Origin of the sequence: Naasia sp. (assembly GCF_025465545.1) — a bacterium.
Lineage (GTDB): Bacteria > Actinomycetota > Actinomycetes > Actinomycetales > Microbacteriaceae > Naasia.
Genome location: NZ_JAODMK010000050.1, coordinates 1 through 19,479, shown reverse-complemented (window position 1 = coordinate 19,479; position 19,479 = coordinate 1). Strand labels below are relative to the sequence as shown.

General features: G+C 71.8%; 18 protein-coding genes. 11 read left to right on the top strand and 7 right to left on the bottom strand.

The window, feature by feature from the left end; genetic code table 11:
• Nucleotides 1-42 precede the first annotated feature (42 nt).
• The gene (cofC, locus tag JWR33_RS12960; protein WP_297412334.1) at nucleotides 43-681 is read left to right on the top strand and encodes a 2-phospho-L-lactate guanylyltransferase; all 639 of its coding nucleotides are present in this window, start codon (nucleotides 43-45) and stop codon (nucleotides 679-681) included.
• Here the strand turns inward: cofC and cofD are convergent.
• From cofD to JWR33_RS12940, 4 genes are all read right to left on the bottom strand, one after another.
• Nucleotides 678-1,676: a 2-phospho-L-lactate transferase gene (cofD, locus tag JWR33_RS12955; protein WP_297412333.1), complete on the bottom strand. Its 999-nt coding sequence runs from the start codon at nucleotides 1,674-1,676 to the stop codon at nucleotides 678-680. The genes cofC and cofD overlap by 4 nt on opposite strands.
• A complete protein-coding gene (locus JWR33_RS12950) occupies nucleotides 1,673-2,482 on the bottom strand; it encodes an ABC transporter ATP-binding protein (RefSeq protein WP_297412332.1) in 810 nt (269 codons plus the stop codon). The genes cofD and JWR33_RS12950 overlap by 4 nt, the downstream gene beginning before the upstream one ends.
• The gene (locus tag JWR33_RS12945; RefSeq protein WP_297412352.1) at nucleotides 2,479-3,456 is read right to left on the bottom strand and encodes a putative F420-0 ABC transporter permease subunit; all 978 of its coding nucleotides are present in this window, start codon (nucleotides 3,454-3,456) and stop codon (nucleotides 2,479-2,481) included. The genes JWR33_RS12950 and JWR33_RS12945 overlap by 4 nt, the downstream gene beginning before the upstream one ends.
• A gap of 109 nt (nucleotides 3,457-3,565) precedes the next feature.
• On the bottom strand, nucleotides 3,566-4,549 hold the full coding sequence (locus JWR33_RS12940) for a putative F420-0 ABC transporter substrate-binding protein (protein ID WP_297412331.1): 984 nt from the start codon (nucleotides 4,547-4,549) through the stop codon (nucleotides 3,566-3,568).
• 374 nt (nucleotides 4,550-4,923) lie between these two features.
• Between JWR33_RS12940 and JWR33_RS12935 the strand changes: the two genes are divergently transcribed.
• The 4 genes from JWR33_RS12935 to JWR33_RS12920 all read left to right on the top strand — a co-directional run bounded on the left by JWR33_RS12935 (nucleotide 4,924) and on the right by JWR33_RS12920 (nucleotide 9,920).
• Nucleotides 4,924-5,772, top strand: a complete 849-nt coding sequence (locus JWR33_RS12935; RefSeq protein WP_297412330.1) for a nitrilase-related carbon-nitrogen hydrolase — start codon at nucleotides 4,924-4,926, stop codon at nucleotides 5,770-5,772.
• A 25-nt stretch (nucleotides 5,773-5,797) separates the two neighbouring features.
• Nucleotides 5,798-7,243, top strand: a complete 1,446-nt coding sequence (gene hydA / locus JWR33_RS12930; RefSeq protein WP_297412329.1) for a dihydropyrimidinase — start codon at nucleotides 5,798-5,800, stop codon at nucleotides 7,241-7,243.
• A gap of 88 nt (nucleotides 7,244-7,331) precedes the next feature.
• Nucleotides 7,332-8,348, top strand: coding sequence for a TIGR03842 family LLM class F420-dependent oxidoreductase (locus JWR33_RS12925; protein WP_297412328.1), 1,017 nt, complete (start codon nucleotides 7,332-7,334; stop codon nucleotides 8,346-8,348).
• Between the two features lie 240 nt (nucleotides 8,349-8,588).
• A complete protein-coding gene (locus tag JWR33_RS12920) occupies nucleotides 8,589-9,920 on the top strand; it encodes an aspartate aminotransferase family protein (RefSeq protein WP_297412327.1) in 1,332 nt (443 codons plus the stop codon).
• A 24-nt stretch (nucleotides 9,921-9,944) separates the two neighbouring features.
• Here JWR33_RS12920 and JWR33_RS12915 read toward each other — a convergent pair whose 3' ends face one another.
• Nucleotides 9,945-10,652: a hypothetical protein gene (locus JWR33_RS12915; protein WP_297412326.1), complete on the bottom strand. Its 708-nt coding sequence runs from the start codon at nucleotides 10,650-10,652 to the stop codon at nucleotides 9,945-9,947.
• Between the two features lie 79 nt (nucleotides 10,653-10,731).
• Between JWR33_RS12915 and JWR33_RS12910 the strand changes: the two genes are divergently transcribed.
• From JWR33_RS12910 to mutM, 4 genes are read left to right on the top strand one after another with little or no spacing between them, the layout of a single operon-like run.
• A complete protein-coding gene (locus JWR33_RS12910) occupies nucleotides 10,732-11,271 on the top strand; it encodes a DUF177 domain-containing protein (protein ID WP_297412325.1) in 540 nt (179 codons plus the stop codon).
• A gap of 3 nt (nucleotides 11,272-11,274) precedes the next feature.
• Nucleotides 11,275-11,478: a 50S ribosomal protein L32 gene (rpmF, locus tag JWR33_RS12905; RefSeq protein ID WP_297412324.1), complete on the top strand. Its 204-nt coding sequence runs from the start codon at nucleotides 11,275-11,277 to the stop codon at nucleotides 11,476-11,478.
• Between the two features lie 22 nt (nucleotides 11,479-11,500).
• On the top strand, nucleotides 11,501-12,205 hold the full coding sequence (gene rnc, locus JWR33_RS12900; protein WP_297412323.1) for a ribonuclease III: 705 nt from the start codon (nucleotides 11,501-11,503) through the stop codon (nucleotides 12,203-12,205).
• A 29-nt stretch (nucleotides 12,206-12,234) separates the two neighbouring features.
• Nucleotides 12,235-13,191 (top strand): bifunctional DNA-formamidopyrimidine glycosylase/DNA-(apurinic or apyrimidinic site) lyase, encoded by a 957-nt coding sequence (gene mutM / locus JWR33_RS12895; RefSeq protein ID WP_297412322.1) that lies wholly within the window; start codon nucleotides 12,235-12,237, stop codon nucleotides 13,189-13,191.
• A gap of 70 nt (nucleotides 13,192-13,261) precedes the next feature.
• Here the strand turns inward: mutM and JWR33_RS12890 are convergent, their stop codons facing one another.
• Entirely contained in the window at nucleotides 13,262-14,335 is a 1,074-nt protein-coding gene (locus tag JWR33_RS12890; RefSeq protein ID WP_297412321.1) for a GNAT family N-acetyltransferase, read from the bottom strand.
• Between the two features lie 64 nt (nucleotides 14,336-14,399).
• Between JWR33_RS12890 and JWR33_RS12885 the strand changes: the two genes are divergently transcribed.
• Nucleotides 14,400-15,251 carry a metal-dependent hydrolase gene (locus JWR33_RS12885; RefSeq protein WP_297412320.1) on the top strand — a complete coding sequence of 284 codons (852 nt, stop codon included), beginning with the start codon at nucleotides 14,400-14,402 and terminating at the stop codon, nucleotides 15,249-15,251.
• A 99-nt stretch (nucleotides 15,252-15,350) separates the two neighbouring features.
• On the top strand, nucleotides 15,351-18,875 hold the full coding sequence (gene smc / locus JWR33_RS12880) for a chromosome segregation protein SMC (protein WP_297412319.1): 3,525 nt from the start codon (nucleotides 15,351-15,353) through the stop codon (nucleotides 18,873-18,875).
• 118 nt (nucleotides 18,876-18,993) lie between these two features.
• Here the strand turns inward: smc and JWR33_RS12875 are convergent, their stop codons facing one another.
• Complete coding sequence (locus tag JWR33_RS12875; protein ID WP_297412318.1) at nucleotides 18,994-19,410, bottom strand: RES domain-containing protein; 417 nt, start codon at nucleotides 19,408-19,410, stop codon at nucleotides 18,994-18,996.
• Nucleotides 19,411-19,479 lie beyond the last annotated feature (69 nt).

Genomic DNA, 19,479 nt, shown 5'->3' with positions numbered 1-19,479 from the left:
CCTGCCGGTCGGGGTCCACGCCGTCCGGCTCGTCCGCTCAAGGTGAGCCTCGACTGGGCCGTCGTCGTGCCCGTGAAGGGCCGTGCGCAGGGCAAGTCGCGGTTGGACGTCGCGCCCTCGCTGCGAGAGGAGCTGGCCCTCGCGTTCGCCCTCGATGCGGTGCGCGCGGCGCTGGCCGCCGCGGGCGTGCGGGAGGTGGTCGTCGTGACTCCCCGGGCCGACGCGCTGCGCTTCCGCGACCTCGGCGCCGGAGTGGTGACCGAGCCCGCCTCCTCGGGACTGCTCCCCGCCCTGGCCGCGGGTGGAGCGGCAGTCCGCTCCCGGGCGCTCGGCGTCGCGTTCCTGCTCGGTGACCTGCCGGCTCTGCGGCCCGAGCAGCTCGCCGCGGCGCTGACCGCGGCGGGCCGCGTCCCGCGCGCGATCGTCCCCGACGCCGACGGTCGCGGCACGGTGCTCAGCACCGCGCGACCGGGCGTGCAGCACCGGCCCCGCTTCGGCACAGGCTCGCGGTTGGCTCACCGGCGAGCGGGGTACGTCGAGCTCGCTCTCCGGGATGTCTCGGGGCTGAGGCGGGATGTGGACACCCTCGCGGATCTCGGCGCCGCCCGGCAGCGCGGCGTGGGCCTGTTCACCGCCCGTGCCCTGCAGGCCCTGGGACCGAGGACGGGGCAATCGGGCTAGCGCAGGGAGTCGGCCAGGTCGAGAGCGGCGCCGGCGATCGCGGCGCTCGCGGGCAGGTCCGTCATCAGGAGCGGGCGGGCGGCCGCGGCGATGCCGGCGCCCCTGATGCTCTCCGCCTCGCTCTCGTCCACTGTGTCCATGAGCCAGCCGTCGAGGAGGCCGCCGGACGCGCGCGAGCCGTAGTGGAGGGCGACCGCTGCGGCGCCGGTCTCGACGCCGATGGCGGCAAGGCAGGCGTCGGCCATGCCGCGCACCGGAGCGCCGCCGACGATCGGGGACACGCCGACGACGGGAGCGCGGGTGTCGCGCACCGCTCTGGCCAGCGACGGGATCGCGAGGATGGTGCCGATCGAGACGACGGGATTCGACGGCGCGAACACGACGACGTCGGCGGACGCGATCGCCTCGATCACTCCGGGGGCCGCTTCCGCGCGATCGACGCCCGGCTGGACGAACCGGAGCGCGGGCAGCGAGGCCCGGTAGCGCGTCCACCACTCCTGGAAGTGCATCAGGCGAGTGCGGCCTCCGTCCTCGACCTCCACCTGGGTCTCGACCTCCTGCTCCGTCATCGGCAGCAGGCGCACTCCGAGCGGCCACCGGGAGGAGAGCCGGGTGACGACCTCGCCGAGCGGTGCGCCCTCCCGGAGCCACGAGGTGCGCGCGATGTGGGTGCCCAGATCGAGGTCGCCGAGCGTGAACCAGGGCCAGCCCACCCCGTAGGCGCGCAGCTCCGCGCTGACCCGCTCGCTCTCACCGGCCCGCCCCCAGCCGCGCTGCTCGTCGTTGACTCCCGCAAGGGCGTAGAGGATCGAGTCGAGGTCGGGGGTGATGCGGAGACCTGCGAGCCACGCGTCGTCTCCTGTGTTCACCACGGCCGTGAGCTCAGCGCTGGTGCCGCCTGCCCCGTCCGGCCAGCGCCGCGCGGCCTCGGTCCGCAGCCCGCGGAGGAACTTGGCGCCGCCCACCCCGCCCGCGAGCACGGTGATGCGCGTCATCGGCTTCCCTCCCGCTCGGCCCCGGCGATTTCGGGCAGGTCCAGGGCGAGCACCGGCCGCCCGCTCGTGGGGTGCGGAAGGATCACCGCGTCCACGTCGTAGACGTCGCGGATCAGCTCGGGAGTGAGGGTCGAGGCGACCGGACCGGATGCCGCCACCCGGCCGCCCGCGAGCACCACGACGTCGTCGGCGAACGCGGCGGCGAGCCCGAGGTCGTGCAGGGCGGCGAGGACGGTCGCTCCGCCCGCGGCCAGCCGACGGAGCAGCCCGAGCGTCGACAGCTGCGCGGCGATGTCGAGGTGATTGGTCGGCTCGTCCAGGAGGAGCAGCGGCGTGCGCTGGGCGAGCGCCTTGGCGAGCAGCACGCGCTGGCGCTCGCCGCCGGACAGCGAGGGGACGCGGCGACCGCGGAATCCGCTCATGCCGACCGCGTCGAGGCTCTCCTCGACGATGCGCTCGCGCTCCTTCAGGGGCCCGCCCCAGACGCCCTCGTGCGGCAGGCGGCCGAGGGCGACGACGTCCTCCACCCGGAGGTCGAGGTCGGTGTTCGCGTCCTGTTCGACGAGGGCCGCGATGCGGGCCCGCCGGACGCCGCTGAGAGTTGCCGCGTCCACCGTGCCGAACCGCACGGTGCCGGAGGCGGGCGCCTCGAGGGCGGCGAGGGCGCGCAGCAGGGTGGACTTCCCGGCGCCGTTCGGGCCGATCAGCGCCGTGACGCTGCCGGCGCGGACGGCCACGTCTATCCCGTCGAGCAGCAGCCGACCGCCCGCGGTGAGGGTCACCCGCTCGCCGGAGAGGTCGCTCACGTGCGGGTCCGACGAGCGAGGAGAAGGGCGAACACGGGGGCGCCGAGGATCGCGGTGACCACGCCGACGGGCAGCTCGCGCGGATCGAAGAGGCTCCGCGCCGCGGTGTCCGCCCAGACCAGGAAGATGGCCCCGGCGAGGGCGGACAGCGGCAGCAGTGCGCGATGTCCCGGCCCGGTGAGCAGCCGCACGGCATGCGGGAGCACCAGGCCGACGAAGCCGATGGACCCGCTGACCGACACCATCGCGCCCGTGAGCAGCGCGGTGCCGCCGAGAAGTGTCCAGCGCACCCCGGGGACGTTCACCCCGAGCGCGGCCGCGGACGTGTCGCCGAACGCGAAGGCGTCGAGCACCCGTGCTCCGGCGAGGAGCGGCACACCGACCACGGCGAGCGCGACGACCGCGATGGCCACGGCGGGCCAGCGAGCGCCGGCGAGCGAGCCGAGGAGCCAGCCGAGGATCTCACGGTAGGAGTCGCCGGTCGCCGTCCAGAAGATCACGAGGCTGGTGATCGCGGCGGCGAGCGAGGACACCGCGACCCCGGCGAGCACCGTCCGGGCGGGCGTGATCGCCCCCGCGGACCGCGCCAGGGCGAGCGTTGCCAGCAGCGCCAGCATCGCCCCCAGGAAGGCGGCGACGGGGAGCAGCAGCCCCACGCCGAGCAGCAGCACGGCGACGGCCCCGAGCGAGGCGCCCGAGGAGAGGCCGAGGAGGTACGGATCGGCGAGGGCGTTGCGGGTGATCGCCTGCATCACGGCGCCGCTCAGGGCGAGGCCGGCGCCGACCGCGGCGGCGGTGAGCAGCCGGGGCAGGCGGAGCTCCCACACGATGCCGTCGCGCAGTGCGCTGAGCGGAGTGGACCCGATGCCGAGGTGGGACGAGAGCGACCGGAACACCTCGCCGACCCCGATGTCGGCGGGGCCGATCGTGACCGCGACGGCGATCGAGGCGCCGAGGAGCACGACGCCGAGCAGGCCGACGCCGGCGAGGGTGAGCCGTGAGCCGCGGAGCGCCGCGAGCGCCCGCGTCGCGCCGGTGACTCCCGGTCCCGCCGCCTCTTCCGTCGCCGTCACTGCAGGGGCCTCAGGACAGGTCTGCCAGCTGGGCGGCCAGGTCGACGGTCGCGTCCGCGCTCCGCACTCCGGCCTCGCTCGCCGGGAACGGCACCAGAAGGTAGCGGGAGTTCTTGACCGCCGAGAGGTTTTTCGTCGCCGGATCCGTCTGCAGCGTCGCGATCTTGCTGTCGGCCGTGTTCCACGAGGCGTCGACCAGGACGATCACGTCGGGGTCCGCCGCCACGATCGACTCCCAGCCGAGGGGCGTCCAGGTGTCCTGCACATCCCCGGCGATGTTGGTGAGCCCGAGGGTGTCGAGGATCAGCTGGGGCGCGCCCGTCCCGGCGCCGACGTAGGGGGTGTCGTCTCCGGAGGACCACCAGAGGGCGGTCCGCCCCTCGGCGTCCGGAGCGACCGTGGCGAGCTCCGCCTGCTGCGCGGCCACCACCTTCTCCGCCTGCTCCGGCACGCGGAAGATGTCACCTACTTCGCGGATCTCGCCGAAGATCGAGTCCCAGGTGAGCTTCTTCGGCTTGTACTCGGGCTCCTTGCATGCCGCGGGCGACACATAAGTGGCGATGCCGAGAGACTGGAGCTCGTCGCGCTCGCCGGCCCCGTCTGCCGAGAAGTTCGACTCCCAGCCCGCGTAGACGAGGTCCGGCTCGAGCCCGAGCACCGCCTCCTCCGTGGGCACCTGATCGGCGACCGAGACGAGCGAAGCTCCGTCGGCGGCCAGGTTCTCGGGCAGCGGGCCGTCCTGGAAGGCGGTGCCGACGATGCGATCGCCCAGGCCGAGCGCGAGCAGCATCTCGGTGGAGGTCGACTTGATCGTGAGCACGCGGGAGGGTGCGGCAGGGAAGGTGACGGGCGTCCCGCAGTTGTCCACGGCCACCGCAGCAGCGGCGGTCGTGGCGGGGGGAGTCGGTGCTGCTCCCGCTCCGGGGCTCGCGCAGCCGGCGAGCACTGCGACGGCGGTGAGCGGAAGGAGGGGGAAGGCGAGGCGCAGGTGCATGAGGCTCCAGGAGTGGCGGTCGGACTGCGGGCGCCGACGCCCGCGGATCGACCTGCCGGCTCAACTCCCGAACCGACGCACCGGACCAGAGCAGGCCCAGGGGTCCCGTCGAGTCTACGCGCGCCGCGGGGCCGGCCGGCCGCCAGGCGTGCAGAAGAAGTGGTGCCTCCGGGAGCCCCGAGCCCTAGCATTCGGAGGGTGCGCACCATCGGGCTCTTCGGCGGTGCTGGCCGGGCGCCGGCCGGCCGGCCGGGCGCCCGCTGTTACCGCACCGTCATTCGGCGAAACGAACGAGAAACGTGCACCCCGAATAATCCCCATCACCCGGCTGTGCGCCACGCGCGTCCGGGCGGCCCCACTGCGAGGAGAACCCGATGACCGTCGTTCGTGCTGCGATCACCCAGACCACCTGGACCGGCGACAAGGAGTCGATGCTCGACAAGCACGAGGGCTTCGCTCGGGATGCGGCAGCGCAGGGGGCGCAGATCATCTGCTTCCAGGAGCTGTTCTACGGTCCCTACTTCGGCATCACCGAGGACAAGAAGTACTACCGCTACGCCGAGCCCGCCGACGGGCCCATCGTGCAGCGCTTCGCCGCGCTCGCGAAGGAGCTCGGCGTCGTGATGATCCTGCCGATCTACGAGGAGGACATCACCGGCGTCTACTACAACACCTCGGTCCTCGTGGACGCCGACGGCACGACCCTGGGCAAGTACCGCAAGCACCACATCCCGAACCTCGACCGGTTCTGGGAGAAGTTCTACTTCCGACCGGGCAACCTCGGCTACCCGGTGTTCGACACCGCAGTGGGCAAGGTCGGCATGTACATCTGCTACGACCGCCACTTCCCGGAGGGGTGGCGCGAGCTCGGGCTGAACGGCGCCCACATGGTGTTCAACCCGAACGCCACGAAGCCGGGTCTGTCCAACCGGCTGTGGGAGGTCGAGGGACCTGCGGCCGCCGTCGCCAACGGGTACTTCGTCCTGCAGCCGAACCGCGTGGGACGCGAGGACAACGAATACGGCGAGCTGGCCGTCGACTTCTACGGCACGAGCCAGGTCATCGACCCGCGCGGCAACTTCGTGGGGGAGCGCGGCTCGGGCGAGCACGAGGAGATCCTGATCCGGGATCTCGACCTCGACATGGTGCAGCAGATGCGCGACGACTGGCAGTTCTACCGGGACCGTCGCCCCGATTCCTACGTCGCCATCACCGCCCCCTGAATCCTGCGCAACGGAGCACCGGAAAATGAAGACTCTGATCAAGAACGGCACGGTCGTCAACGCGACCGGCACCGCCCAGGCCGACGTCCTGATCGAGGGGGAGACCATCGCGGCGGTCCTCGCGCCCGGTTCGACGCTCCTCGGCTTCGACCTCGAGGCGAACGTCGACGCCGTGATCGACGCGGCGGGGAAGTACGTGATCCCCGGCGGAGTCGACGCGCACACCCACATGGAGATGCCGTTCGGGGGCACCAACGCCAGCGACACCTTCGAGACCGGCACCCGGGCCGCGGCCTGGGGCGGCACCACGAGCATCGTCGACTTCGTCGTGCAGTACCCGGACCAGAACGTGGTCGAGCAGTACAACCTGTGGCAGCAGAAGGCGGCGGGCAACTGCGCCATCGACTACGGCTTCCACCAGATCCTGTCCGACGTGCAGGACAGCTCGCTCTCGGCGATGGACGAGCTCATCGCCGAGGGAGTGACGAGCTTCAAGCTCTTCATGGCCTACAAGGGCGTCTTCCTGTCCGACGACGGACAGATCCTCCGGGCCTTCCAGAAGGGCGCGGAGAACGGCGCGATGATGATGATGCACGCCGAGAACGGCGCCGTCATCGACGTGCTCGTGCAGCAGGCGCTCGCCGCCGGCAACACGTCGCCGTACTACCACGGGCTCACCCGTCCCTGGCAGGCGGAGGAGGAGGCCACCCACCGCGCGATCATGCTGGCCAACCTCACCGGTGCGCCGCTCTATGTTGTGCACGTGTCGGCCAAGCAGGCGGTCGAGCAGATCGCGGCCGCCCGCGACAACGGCCAGAACGTGTTCGGCGAGACCTGTCCGCAGTACCTCTACCTCTCGCTCGAGGAGCAGCTCGGGGCGCCCGGCTTCGAGGGCGCGAAGTGGGTGTGCTCCACCCCTCTCCGCTCGCGGGCGGAGGGCCATCAGCACCACATGTGGCAGAGCCTGCGCACCAACGACATCCAGATGGTCTCCACCGACCACTGCCCGTTCTGCATGAAGGGCCAGAAGGACATGGGGGTCGGCGACTTCTCGAAGATCCCCAACGGCATCGGCAGCGTCGAGCACCGCATGGACCTGCTCTACCAGGGCGTCGTCGACGGGAAGATCTCGCTGTCGCGCTGGGTGGAGATCACCTCCACCACGCCGGCCCGGATGTTCGGCATGTACGGCAGGAAGGGCGTGATCCAGCCGGGAGCCGACGGCGACGTCGTCGTCTACGACCCGAACGGGCACACCTCGATCGGACTCGGCATCGACGCGAGCGGCGAGCAGACTGGCCGCACCCACCACATGAACATGGACTACTCGGCATGGGAGGGCTTCGAGATCGACGGCCACGTCGACACCGTGATCTCCCGCGGCAAGGTCGTGGTGGACGGCGGCTCCTACCTCGGCGCGAAGGGGGACGGCAAGTACATCAAGCGCGGCCTCTCCCAGTACCTCATCTGATGCCGACTGTGAATGGCCCGTTCCGGCGCGAAGTGACCGATACAGCGGGCACTTCCCGCCGCAACGGGCACTTGAGAGGGAGAGGCTGATGGAGTTCGGAGCGGTTCTGCAGACCAATCCACCCGCCTCGCGGACGGTCGGGCTCGCCAAGCTCGCGGAGCAGCACGGCTTCAGCCACGTCTGGACCTTCGACTCCCACGTGCTCTGGCAGGAGCCGTATGTGATCTACAGCCAGATCCTCGCGGAGACGCGGCGGATCAAGGTCGGGCCGTTCGTCACCAACCCCGCCACCCGCGACTGGACCGTCACCGCCAGCGTGTTCGCGACCCTCAACGAGATGTACGGCAACCGGACCGTGTGCGGCATCGGCCGGGGCGACTCGGCCGTGCGGGTGGCCAACGGCAAGCCCACGACCCTCAAGGAGCTCCGGGAGTCGGTGCACGTGATCCGGGAGCTGGCCAACTCCCGTTCGGTCGAGTACAACGGCGCCACCCTGCGGTTCCCGTGGAGCGTCGGCAGCGAGCTCGAGGTCTGGGTGGCCGCCTACGGACCGCTCGCCCTCAAGCTCGCCGGCGAGGTGGGCGACGGGTTCATCCTGCAGTGCGGCGACGTCGACATCGCCGAGTGGATGATCGGCACCGTCCGCGACGCCGCGGAGAAGGCGGGACGCGACCCGATGTCGGTCAAGTTCTGCGTGGCCGCGCCCTTCTACATCGGCGACGACTGGGAGCACATGCGCGACCAGTGCCGCTGGTTCGGCGGGATGGTCGGCAACCACGTCGCCGACATCGTCGCCAAGTACGGCACTGCGGGAGCCGTCCCGCAGGCGCTCACCGACTACATCGCGGGCCGCCAGGCGTACGACTACAACGAGCACGGCCGGGCGGGCAACACGCACACCCAGTTCGTGCCGGACGAGATCGTCGACCGCTTCTGCCTCCTCGGCACCGCCGAGCAGCACATCGAGAAGCTCGAGCGCCTGAAGGCGCTCGGCGTGCACCAGTTCGCCGGCTACCTCCAGCACGACAACAAGGAGGAGACCCTCCGGGTGTACGGAGAGACCGTCATCCCGGCGCTGCGCGACACCATCGTGGCCAGGGCATGAGCGGCAAGAGCGTGCTGTGTCGATTCCTGTCGGCGCCGCGACGGCATCCTCCAACGAGTACTCGACACGGCGCTGAAGGAGCTCATCGACGAGGGCGATGATGTGATCGGAACCGACTTCTCTCCGATCGAGGTCACCCTCAACGAGGGCGGCAACGAGCACTCCTGCACTTTCCCCGCGACGGACCGGGAGAATCCCCCTCCCGGTCCCCGCACCTCGAACCGACCAAGGACATGCACCATGACTCTCGCGCCCACCGACACCGACGAGGGACAGCGCACGCTCGACCTCGACCGCGCCCACGTCTTCCACTCCTGGTCCGCGCAGGGCGCGCTGAAGCCCATGGCCATCGCGGGCGGCCTCGGCAGCACAGTGTGGGACGCGGACGGCAACCGCTACCTCGACTTCGCCAGCCAGCTCGTGAACGTGAACATCGGGCACCAGCACCCCAGGGTGATCGCCGGCATCAAGGCGCAGGCGGACCTGCTGACCACCGTCGCGCCCGCCCACGCCAACCTGGCCCGCGGCGAGGCGGCCGGCCGGATCCTGGCGCGCGCCGGCGGCGAGTTCAGCAAGGTCTTCTTCACCAACGGCGGAGCGGACGCCAACGAGAACGCCATCCGGCTGGCGCGCCTCGTGACCGGCCGCGACAAGGTGCTCTCGATGTACCGCTCCTACCACGGCAACACCGGCGCTGCCATCTCGGCCACCGGTGACTGGCGCCGCGTGCCGAACGAGTACTCGCGCGGACACGTGCACTTCTTCGGGCCGTTCGCCTACCGCAGCGAGTTCTGGTCGCAGAGCGTGGAGCAGGAGACCGAGCGCGCGCTGCACTCGCTCGAGCGCGTCATCCAGGCCGAGGGCGCGGCATCGATCGCGGCGATCCTGATCGAGACGATCCCCGGCACCGCCGGCGTGCTCGTGCCGCCGCCCGGCTACCTCACCGGCGTTCGGGCGCTCGCCGACAAGTACAAGATCGTGCTCATCTTCGACGAGGTCATGGCCGGCTTCGGCCGCACGGGCGACTGGTTCGCCTTCCAGAACGCCGGGGTGAATCCGGACGGCATCGTGCCCGACCTCATCACCTTCGCGAAGGGCGTCAACTCCGGCTACGTTCCGGCCGGCGGCGTCATCCTCCCGCCGTGGATCGCCGAGGAGTTCGACGAGCGGGTGTTCCCCGGTGGGCTCACCTACTCCGGGCATCCGCTGGCGATGGCCTCCATCGTGGCGGCGCTCGACGCGATGAGCGACGAGGGCATCCTGGAGAACGCGACGACCATCGGTCGCGACGTGCTCGGGCCCGGACTGCGGGCGCTCGCCGAGAAGCACGAGGTGATCGGCGAGGTGCGCGGCGTCGGGGTCTTCTGGGCCCTCGACCTGGTCGAGGACCGCGACACCCGGCAGCCGCTCGGCCCCTCTGCGATCGGCGCGATCAAGGCGGGCCTGCTGCAGCGGGGGATGCTGCCCTTCAGCGCGGACAACCGCATCCATGTGGTTCCGCCCTGCGTGATCACCAGGGACGAGGCGGAGCGCGGCCTCGCGATCCTCGACGAGGCCCTCGACTCCCTCTGACCCACTCCGGACGTTCGGCGGACGTCAGTCGAGTCGCTCGGGTGCGGTCGGATTCAGGGGCCGGTAGGTCCGCATGATCCTGAAGTAGCTGCGGCCCCCCATCACCACAGAGAGGGCCAGGTACAGGAAGCCGACGATTCCCCCCGTGGTGACCGCAATCGGCATCCCGCCTCCCGATGCCGACGCGATCGAGGCGGCCAGGAGGCCGACCAGGCCGCCGTCGACCACCATGGTGAAGATCATGGAGCTGCCGGCGACCTGACTGAAGGCGGATCGGCGGCCGAGGAAGTAGTAGGTGCGGGCGACGCCCGCCTGATCGTCGTGCTGCGACGCGAGGAAGTATCGCGCGACCCCCGGATCGAGGTCGACGTAGGCCGCGCGCATTCGGTTCATCGCGAGGACGTACATCAGGTCCTCCAGGGCTACGTTCTGCACCCGGATCTGGGTCAGCACGCCGACCACGGTCACGAGCGCGAGGACGGTGACGGCGAAGGCCGGGAAGTCGCCGCGGAACCGCGTCGCCTGGCCGACGAGCGCGAGGCTGACCAGCCCGGCGGAGACCAGGGTGAGCAGCATCCCGATCCGGGTGAGGACCTCGCTCTGGGCGGTCGAGCGTGCGGCGAGCAGTCCCCAGTGCTCGGTCGCGAGCAGCTGGGCGCGCACAGCGGGGACGGCCTCCGCCGCACCGTCGCCGACGGGCGGACCGGCAGCACCGGGCGGCGCCTCGCTCATGCCCTGCATCGTCCTCCCGTCCCGCTCCAAGGGGAAGGGCCGCACCGACCGGCCGTTCTGCGGCGCGTAGGATTTTGCCGTGACCGCCAAGAACCCGTATCTCGTGAACGTCCGGGACATCGTCAACCGCCCGGGGGAGCAGCGCGAGAAGCACCTCAGCCTCGACGTGCCCGAGAAGCTGGGGGAGGGACTCGCTTGGGTCGCCGAGGGACGGCACATGGAGATTCGCGTCCGGTTGGAGTCCGTCCACGAGGGGATTCTTGTGACCGGCGAGGTCGACACGGTGGCCGACGCGCAGAGCGCGCGCACCCTCACCGACTTCGAGATGCCCATCGAAGTCGAATTCCAGGAGCTTTTCGCGTATTCTTCTGAGGTTCCTTCCGATGACTACGAGGTTCAAGGCGACCAGGTCGATCTTGAACAGGTCGTGAGGGACGCGGTGGTGTTGTCACTGCCGTTCCAGCCGGAGATCGCCGGCGAGACCGACCAGATCGAGCTCGCCGAAGGCGTGACCCTGGTGCTCGCGGACGACGAGCGCGAAGCCCCTCTCGATGAGCGGTGGGCGGCGCTTGCGGCCCTGCGCGAGCAGACAGACGTTTCGACAGAAGAAGAGAGATAAGCCATGGCGGTTCCCAAGCGGAAGAAGTCGCGCTCCAACACGCACTCGCGCCGTTCGCAGTGGAAGGCCTCCGTGCCGGCCCTGGTGAAGACCATCGAGAACGGCAAGGTCGTCTACAGCCTCCCGCACCGCGCCAAGGTGGTCGAGGACTCCCAGGGCACCGAGCTGTACCTGGAGTACAAGGGCCGCAAGGTCGCCGACGTCTGAGTCGCGCGCCCCGGGCGGCACCATGCCCGACCGGAGCGTCCTGGTCGAGCGGCTCGCGGTCGACCTCGACCCCGCGCTGCTCGAGCTGGCCCTGACCCATCGCTCGTACGCGTACGAGCACGGCGGACTGCCGAACAACGAGCGCCTGGAGTTCCTGGGCGACGCCATCCTCGGCAAGGCCGTCACGGTCGAGCTCTTCACCGAGTACCCCAGCCTCGACGAGGGAGACCTGGCGAAGCGCCGGTCGAGCGTCGTCTCCACCGTCGCGCTCGCGGAGATCGCGCGCGCGATGGGGCTGGGCTCCTTCCTGCGCCTCGGCAAGGGTGAGGAGCAGACTGGCGGCCGCGACAAGTCCTCGATCCTCGCGGACGCCGTCGAGGCCGTCATCGGGGCGGTGTACCTCTCCTGCGGCGATGACGTGGCCACCGCGTTCGTGCTCCGACTCGTTCAGCCGCTGCTCGACGACCCCGAGCGCTTCAGCGAAGCGATGGACCCCAAGACGAGCCTGCAGGAGGTCGCGGCCCGACGGGGGGCCGGCCTGCCCGTCTACTCGATCGCCTCGGCCGGTCCGGATCACGCCCGCACCTTCACCGCCACGGTGACAGTCGGCGACCTCATCACCGCGACGGGTGAGGGCACCAGCAAGAAGCAGGCCGAGATGGCCGCAGCGCTCCACGCCTGGAAGGCATTGGTGCGCAAGCGCCGGCACTCCGACGCGTCCTCCTGATCCGATCCTTCCCCCCTTTCCGGAGTCCGATGCCTGAGCTGCCCGAGGTGGAGACGGTCCGAGCCGGGCTCGAGCCCGCCGTCACCGGCGCCCGCATCACCGGGGTGCGCGTGCTCGACACCCGCTCGCTCCGCCGCCACGTCGGCACTGCGGACACCTTCGGCGACGAGCTCGCCGGCACCCGCATCGGGGCGGCCGTGCGACGCGGCAAGTTCCTCTGGCTCCCGCTCACCGGCACCGACCGTGCGCTCGTTGCGCATCTCGGCATGAGCGGGCAGGTGCTGCTCCGCGCCGTCGATGCACCCGACGACCGCCTGCTCCGGGTGCGGATCGAGATCGGATCGCCGGTCCACGGACCGCTGTCGCTCGCCTTCGTCGACCAGCGGATCTTCGGCTCGATGGCGGTCGACGACCTCGTCCCCGTTGCCGATGCGGCTCCGGCCGGCCGGGGCTCGGAGGACACCCGCATCCCATCCCAGGTCGCTCACATCGCGCGTGATCCGCTCGACCCCGCATTCGACGAGCGCCGGTTCCTCGCCGCGCTCGCGCGGAAGAACACCGGCGTCAAGCGGGCACTGCTCGACCAGACGCTGGTGAGCGGGGTGGGCAACATCTATGCCGACGAGGCGCTCTGGGCGGCGCGGCTGCACTTCGAGGCCCCCACGGCGACCCTGTCCCGGCCCCGCGCGAAGCTCCTTCTCGCGGAGCTCCGGCTCGTGCTCACCCGTGCCCTCGAGGACGGCGGCACCAGCTTCGATGCGCAGTACGTGAACGTGAACGGCGCGTCCGGCTACTTCGCGCAGCGCCTCAACGCCTACGGGCAGCAGGGCAAGGAGTGCGCGCGCTGCGGCAGGCCCATCGCGCGGACGAGCTTCATGAACCGCTCGAGCCACTACTGCCCGTGGTGCCAGCGCCTGCCGCGCGCGGTCCGCCCCGACCACGCTGACCCCACTCCTCCCACGGGAGGTCGAAATGCCACTTGGTGATGGATCCGGGGCCGAATAGCGACATCACGTGGCACCTCGGCGCGTGGAGGGGAGGGCTGGGAGACCCCCTTTACGGCGTCCGCTTCTCCCAGACGCCGACCGAGCCGACGGCCCGGAAGCCGATCGCCTCGTTGACCGCCAGCATCCGCCGGTTCTCCTCAGCGTTGTAGGTGACCACCGCCGGGGTCTCGGGGGAGACCCGCTCGATCTCCTCGTGCAGCCCGGCCTTCACGAGCACTCCCAGGCGATGGCCGCGGTGCTCCTTCAGCACCAGGGTGTCGCCCTGGTCTGCGGGCCGGCTCCGGTCCGTCCCCAGGTACGCGGTGCTGAACGCGACCAGGCGCCCGCTCGTCCTGTGCCGCGCCGCCGCCGTGACGACGAGGATGCCGCCCCTCGAGTTGCGCTCGTCGTGGGACAGGACCCGATCCGCGTTCCACTCCTGCTCGTCGACCGCGAGGTCGGACTGGGGGGCGTCGATCGGCATCCTCGCGTGCAGGAGCGCCAGGTCGTCGAGGTGCTCGGGTGGCGTCGCGCCCGTCCAGGTGAGGAGGTCGTAGTCGCTCGCCGCCTCCCGAGCCGCCCGGCCGGTCGACACGGTCGCCGCCCGCGCCTCGCTCAACTCGATTCGGCTCACCCGGTAGACCTGACCCAGGCGCCAGCCGTGCCGGGAGAGGTAGCGAGCGCCGGCATCTGCCGCCGGGACAGCGCCCGCCGCGGTCGGCGGCACCAGGACCTCCTCGCCGGGGACGACCGCCCGGTGGAAGGGCCAGCACTGCAGGACCTGCCGTCCGGCCGACCCGGCGACCTCCGCCCCCCACGCCAGCAGTGCCGATCCGATGCCCTGCCCTCTCGCCTCGGGCAGCACATCAACCTCGACCTCCGCGGTGCGGGACCCCTCCTCGAGCGGCACGACCGCGAGGCACCGGCCGACGATGCGCCCGTCGAGGCGAGCGAGCGCGATCCGGACGGAGGAGTAGGGGTCGCGTGCCTCTGCCAGCTCGGCTGCGGGCTCCCCGGCGAGGTCGGAGCGTCCCAGCACGCTCGCCGTCACCGCGTTCGTCATGGCGACCATCTCCGCGAAGGCGGCGCCTCCCTCGGCCTCGAGCGAGGCGGGCAGGGGAAGCTCGGCGATCTCGGCGTCCACCGGTTCAGTATGCCTGCGAGGGGGCGGCCGAGCACAGGGGCGGCGTGGTGCTGGGCGGAGGGCCATGGAGGTCCCGGCTGCAGCCGCCCGCGGCGCGGCGGGCGGGCTCTCGCGGCGAAGCCTGCACGATGGGAGCGTGATGGGCTTCACGCACGCGACGAGCGGCACCGCCGTCTGGCTGGCCGTGACCGCCGCGCTGCCCGCGTTCGGCACCGGGATCCTGCCGCTCACCCCCGCGGGCGTGCTCGCCGGTGCCATGGTGTGCTCGGGCGCCGCCCTGCTGCCCGACGCGGATCACAGGAGCGCGACCATCGCGCACTCCGTCCCCGTGCTCGGCTCGCTCGTGACCGACGCCATCGGCGACGCGAGCGGCGGCCACCGCCACGGCGCGCACACCCTCCTCGCCGCAGCCGTAGTGACGGCTGCGGCGGTCGCGATCGGGCGCTGGGAGATCGTCGTTCCCGTCCTCGGCCAGACGGCCATCGGCCCTGCGATCGCCACGGTGGCCCTCATCGCCTTCGCCGCCAAGGCGCGCGACCTCGTGCAGCACTGGCGCACCGCGTGGGCTCTCGGCCTGCTCGCGGCCCTCGTGGTGTTCGTCTTCGCCGCCGACTCCAGCATCTGGTTCCCGCTGGCGATCGGCCTCGGCTACGTGGCGCATCTCGTGGGGGACGCGCTGACCGTCGGCGGCATCCCCAGCCCGCTCTGGCCGATCCAGATCAAGCCGCCCGCCTGGTGGCGAAAGACCCAGGTCCTCAACGACCTGTGGAAGCGGAACGGCTACATCGCGCTGCCGCTGCTCGGCAAGGCCGGCTCGATCCGCGAGTATGTGCTCGCGATCGCCCTGGGCCTCTACTGCACCTACGGCGTCGGCGAGGTCCTCCTGCGCGCGGCCGGAACGATCCTCGCCCTGTGACGGCCCGCCGCGCGGGCGCGCCGACTCGCGGCACGACACCGGCTGTCCGGGGCGCGCGGTACCGTAGGGCTTTCCCGTCGTAGCCCCTGCGGAGGCCCGGTGTATCTGAAGAGCCTGACCCTCAAGGGGTTCAAGTCCTTCGCGCAGCCGACCACCTTCGCGTTCGAGCGTGGCGTCACGTGCGTGGTCGGCCCGAACGGCTCAGGCAAGAGCAACGTGGTGGACGCGCTCGCCTGGGTGATGGGCGAGCAGGGCGCGAAGACCCTCCGCGGCGGCAAGATGGAGGACGTCATCTTCGCGGGCACCGCCACGAAGGGCCCGCTGGGCCGCGCCGAGGTCACGCTCACCATCGACAACTCGGACGGCGCCCTGCCGATCGACTACACCGAGGTGACGATCCGGCGCACGCTCTTCCGCAACGGCGGCAGCGAGTATGCGATCAACGGCGAGGGCTGCCGCCTGCTCGACGTGCAGGAGCTGCTGAGCGACTCCGGACTCGGCCGGGAGATGCACGTGATCGTGGGTCAGGGCCAGCTCGACGCGGTGCTGCACGCCACTCCGATCGACCGCAGAGGCTTCATCGAGGAGGCCGCCGGCATCCTCAAGCACCGCCGCCGCAAGGAGAAGACCGAGCGCAAGCTCGAGTCGATGCAGGCCAATCTCACCCGCCTCTCCGATTTGGCCGGCGAGATCCGTCGCCAGCTCAAGCCGCTGGGCTCGCAGGCGGAGGTGGCGCGCGAGGCTCAGACCATCCAGGCCACGGTGCGCGACGCGCGCGCGCGGCTGCTGGCCGACGATGTGGTCACGCTGCGCACCGCCCTGGCCGGCTTCACCCGCACCGAGCAGGAGCGCAGCGAGGAGCGCGTGGTCGTGCAGGCCCAGCTCGATGAGCTCGTCCGGCGCTCCGCCGAGCTCGCGGAGACCGGGTCCAGCGAGGAGGTGGACGCCGCCCGCGACGTGGCGTTCGCCCTCGAATCCGCTCAGGAGCGGCTTCGCAATCTCTACACGCTCGCCAACCAGCGGCTCGCACTGCTCGGCACCGGCGAGGAGCTGCCGAGCGCCGGGCCGAGCGTGACGCAGCAGAACATCGAGGACGCGAAGGCGGAGGGAGAGCGCCTGCGCGCCGACATCGCCGCCGCCGAGGACGCGCTCGTCGACGCACGCAGCGACTTCGGCACCGCGCGCTCAGCCCTCGATCGCGTGGATCGGCAGATCGCCGAGCAGAGCGCCGCGGTCTCCCGCTACGACCTCACCCTGTCGCAGGTCGCGGGCAGGGCGGACGCCGCGGCGTCGCGGCTCGCGGCGGTGCGCGGCGAGGTGCTGCGCCAGCAGAACGCCCTCGACTCCGCACGCGAGCGCCGGGACGCCGCCCGGTTGCGCTTCGCGGGTCTCGAGGCAGAGGCGGCCGCGGGCGAGGACGGCGGCGGGCAGGACCTCCGCATCCTGCACCAGGCCGCCCAGGGCGAGGTGGAGCGCACGACCGCCGAGGCCGAACGACTCAGGGAGACTCTGCATGGCCAGGAGCGTGAGCGGGACGCACTGTCGGCCCGCGTGGCTGCGCTCTCCCTCGCGCTCGACGTGAAGGACGGCACCGCCGAGCTGGTCGGCGCCGGGCTCTCCGGACTGCGCGGCCGCGTCGCCGATCAGCTGACCGTGGAGCCCGGCTGGGAGGCGGCGGTGGCCGCCGCACTCGGATCGCTCGCCGACGCGGTCCTCGCCGACGACGCCGAGTCGGCGCTCGCCGCGCTCGAGCACGCCCGGCAGTCGCGGCTCGGCCGCGTCGAGCTGGTGGTCGCCACGGGCGCGGAGTCCGCTGCCCCGGCGGTGCTCCGCCTCGGCGTGCAGGCGGTGCCCGCGAGGGACGTCGTCACGGGCCCGCCCGGCGTGCTCGCTCTCCTCGCCTCCGTCGCCCTCGTCGAGGACCTCGCCGCGGCCCACATGGTGTGGCCGGGGGCCCGCGACGCGTCTCCTGCCACCACCGTCGTCACCCGCGCGGGCGAGGTGCTCACGCCGCACGTGGTCCGCGGCGGCTCGGGCTCGGCGCCGAGCCGCATCGAGCTCGTCGCCCAGCGCGACACGGCCGCCGACCGTCTCGAGGACGTGGGCCACGCCCTCGAGCGCACCCGATCCGCCATCGCCGAGAACCGCGCAGAGGCGGCGGGCGCCAAGGATCGGGCCGCGGCGACGCTCCGCGCCCTGCGCGAGGCCGACGCGCAGGTGACCGCCCAGACCGAGGTGCTCAACCGCCTCCGGGTGCAGGCGGAGGCGGCGAACTCCGAGCTCGAGCGCCTGGAGCGCGCCAGCTCCCAATCGGCCGAGCAGGTCGCGCTCGCCGAGCACGCGAGCGCCGAGGCCAAGCGGCAGCTCGACGAGGCGCGCTCGGCGCCCCGCCCGCGCTTCGAGGGAGAGGCGCGGATTCCGCTTGCCGCCGCCGTCGAGGCCGCCCGGGAGCGGGAGGTGGCCGCGCGGCTCGCCGTGGAGACCGCCCGGGAGCGAGTGCGCGCCGAGGACGCGAGGGTGGCCGCGCTCGAGCGCCGGCGTGAGGCAGAGCGTGCCGCTGCCGAGGAAGCCGCACGGCGCGCGGTGCTGCGCCGCCGCCAGATGCAGGCCGCGGAGTCCGTGGTCTCTGCGCTGCCCGCGGTGCTCGACTCGATCGATCGCTCCGTCGCGGAGGCCCGGCTGGCCCGGGCGAGCGCGGAGGCGGCCCGGGTGGGGAGGAACCGGGAGCTGGGCGAGCTGCGCCGTTCCGAGTCCGAGGTGCGCGCCCGGCTGCACACGATCACCGAAGACGTGCATGCGCTCGAGCTGCAGCTCTACGAGAAGAAGCTGCACCTCTCCTCTCTGCTGGAGCGTGCGGCCGCCCTGGGCCTCGGCGAGGACGTCCTCGTCCGTGAGTACGGCCCGGGCGTTCCCGTGCCTGAGGCCGGTGTCGAGGAGGAGGAGACGCCCCTTCGGCCATACGACCGTGCGGAGCAGCAGACGCGCCTCGACGCGGCGGCGCGGAAGCTCGCCCAACTCGGGCGGGTGAACCCGCTCGCACTCGAGGAGTTCGCCGCACTCGAGCAGCGGCACACCTTCCTCACCGATCAGCTCAGCGACCTGCAGAACACCCGCAAGGACCTGCTGACGATCATCGGCGAGATCGACGAGCGGATGCAGTCGATCTTCCTGTCCGCGTTCGAGGACACGCAGGCCGCGTTCGCCGAGGTGTTCCCGGTGCTGTTCCCCGGCGGCACGGGAAGCATCGAGCTCACCGACCCCACCGACCTGCTCACGACGGGCGTCGAGGTGTCGGTGCGCCCCGCAGGCAAGAAGATCGAGCGGCTCTCGCTGCTCTCCGGCGGCGAGCGCTCGCTGGCGGCGGTCGCCCTGCTCGTCGCGATCTTCAAGGCGCGGCCGAGCCCGTTCTACATCATGGACGAGGTGGAGGCCGCGCTCGATGACGCGAACCTCGGGCGCCTGCTCACCATCTTCGAGGACCTGCGGAGGTCGTCGCAGCTGATCGTGATCACCCACCAGAAGCGGACGATGGAGATCGCCGACGCGCTCTACGGCGTCAGCATGCGCGGCGACGGCATCACCGGCGTGATCAGCCAGCGCCTCCGGGAGCTCCCCGCCGCCTGAGAGGGCGCTGGGCAGCGACAGCCTCAGCCGGCGATCACCCGGACGATGGGCGCCCCGGGGCGGTTCCACCGGAAGAGCACCAGGTGCCAGAGGTCGGGCCGCTTGCGCGACGGATCGATCAGGCCGTGCGCACCCCGCCGCTCGAGCGCCTCGCGGACCCTCCAGGACGGGGGCGAGCCGCCTGCGGCGACGATCTCCTGCCAGTCGGCGGCGGCGTCCGCGGATCGATGCCGAGGGTCCGCAGCGCCTCGTGCGCGCGGAGATCGACGATCCGGTCGGCCACCACCTCGACCGTCAGCACGTCGGGCGTCGGGCTCCGCGCACCGGTGTGGGCGATCATCGCTGCGGCGACACCGGCAGGCGACGCGCTGAGATAGAGCGTCGGCACGTCCGCAGGCGAGTAGCGGCCGGCCGCCCGCGAGGCGGCGAGTGCGGCCGCACGGTGGGCCGGGTCCACGGCGCGGTGGAACACCCCGCTGACCGTGCACGCCAGAGGGCCGTCCCCACCGACCATCGGTCGATCCGCTCCGGTCACGGTGTCCTCCGGCAGCGCTCAGACGCCCGAGGGGATGCGCAGGTCCACCAGGAACGGCAGGTGGTCCGA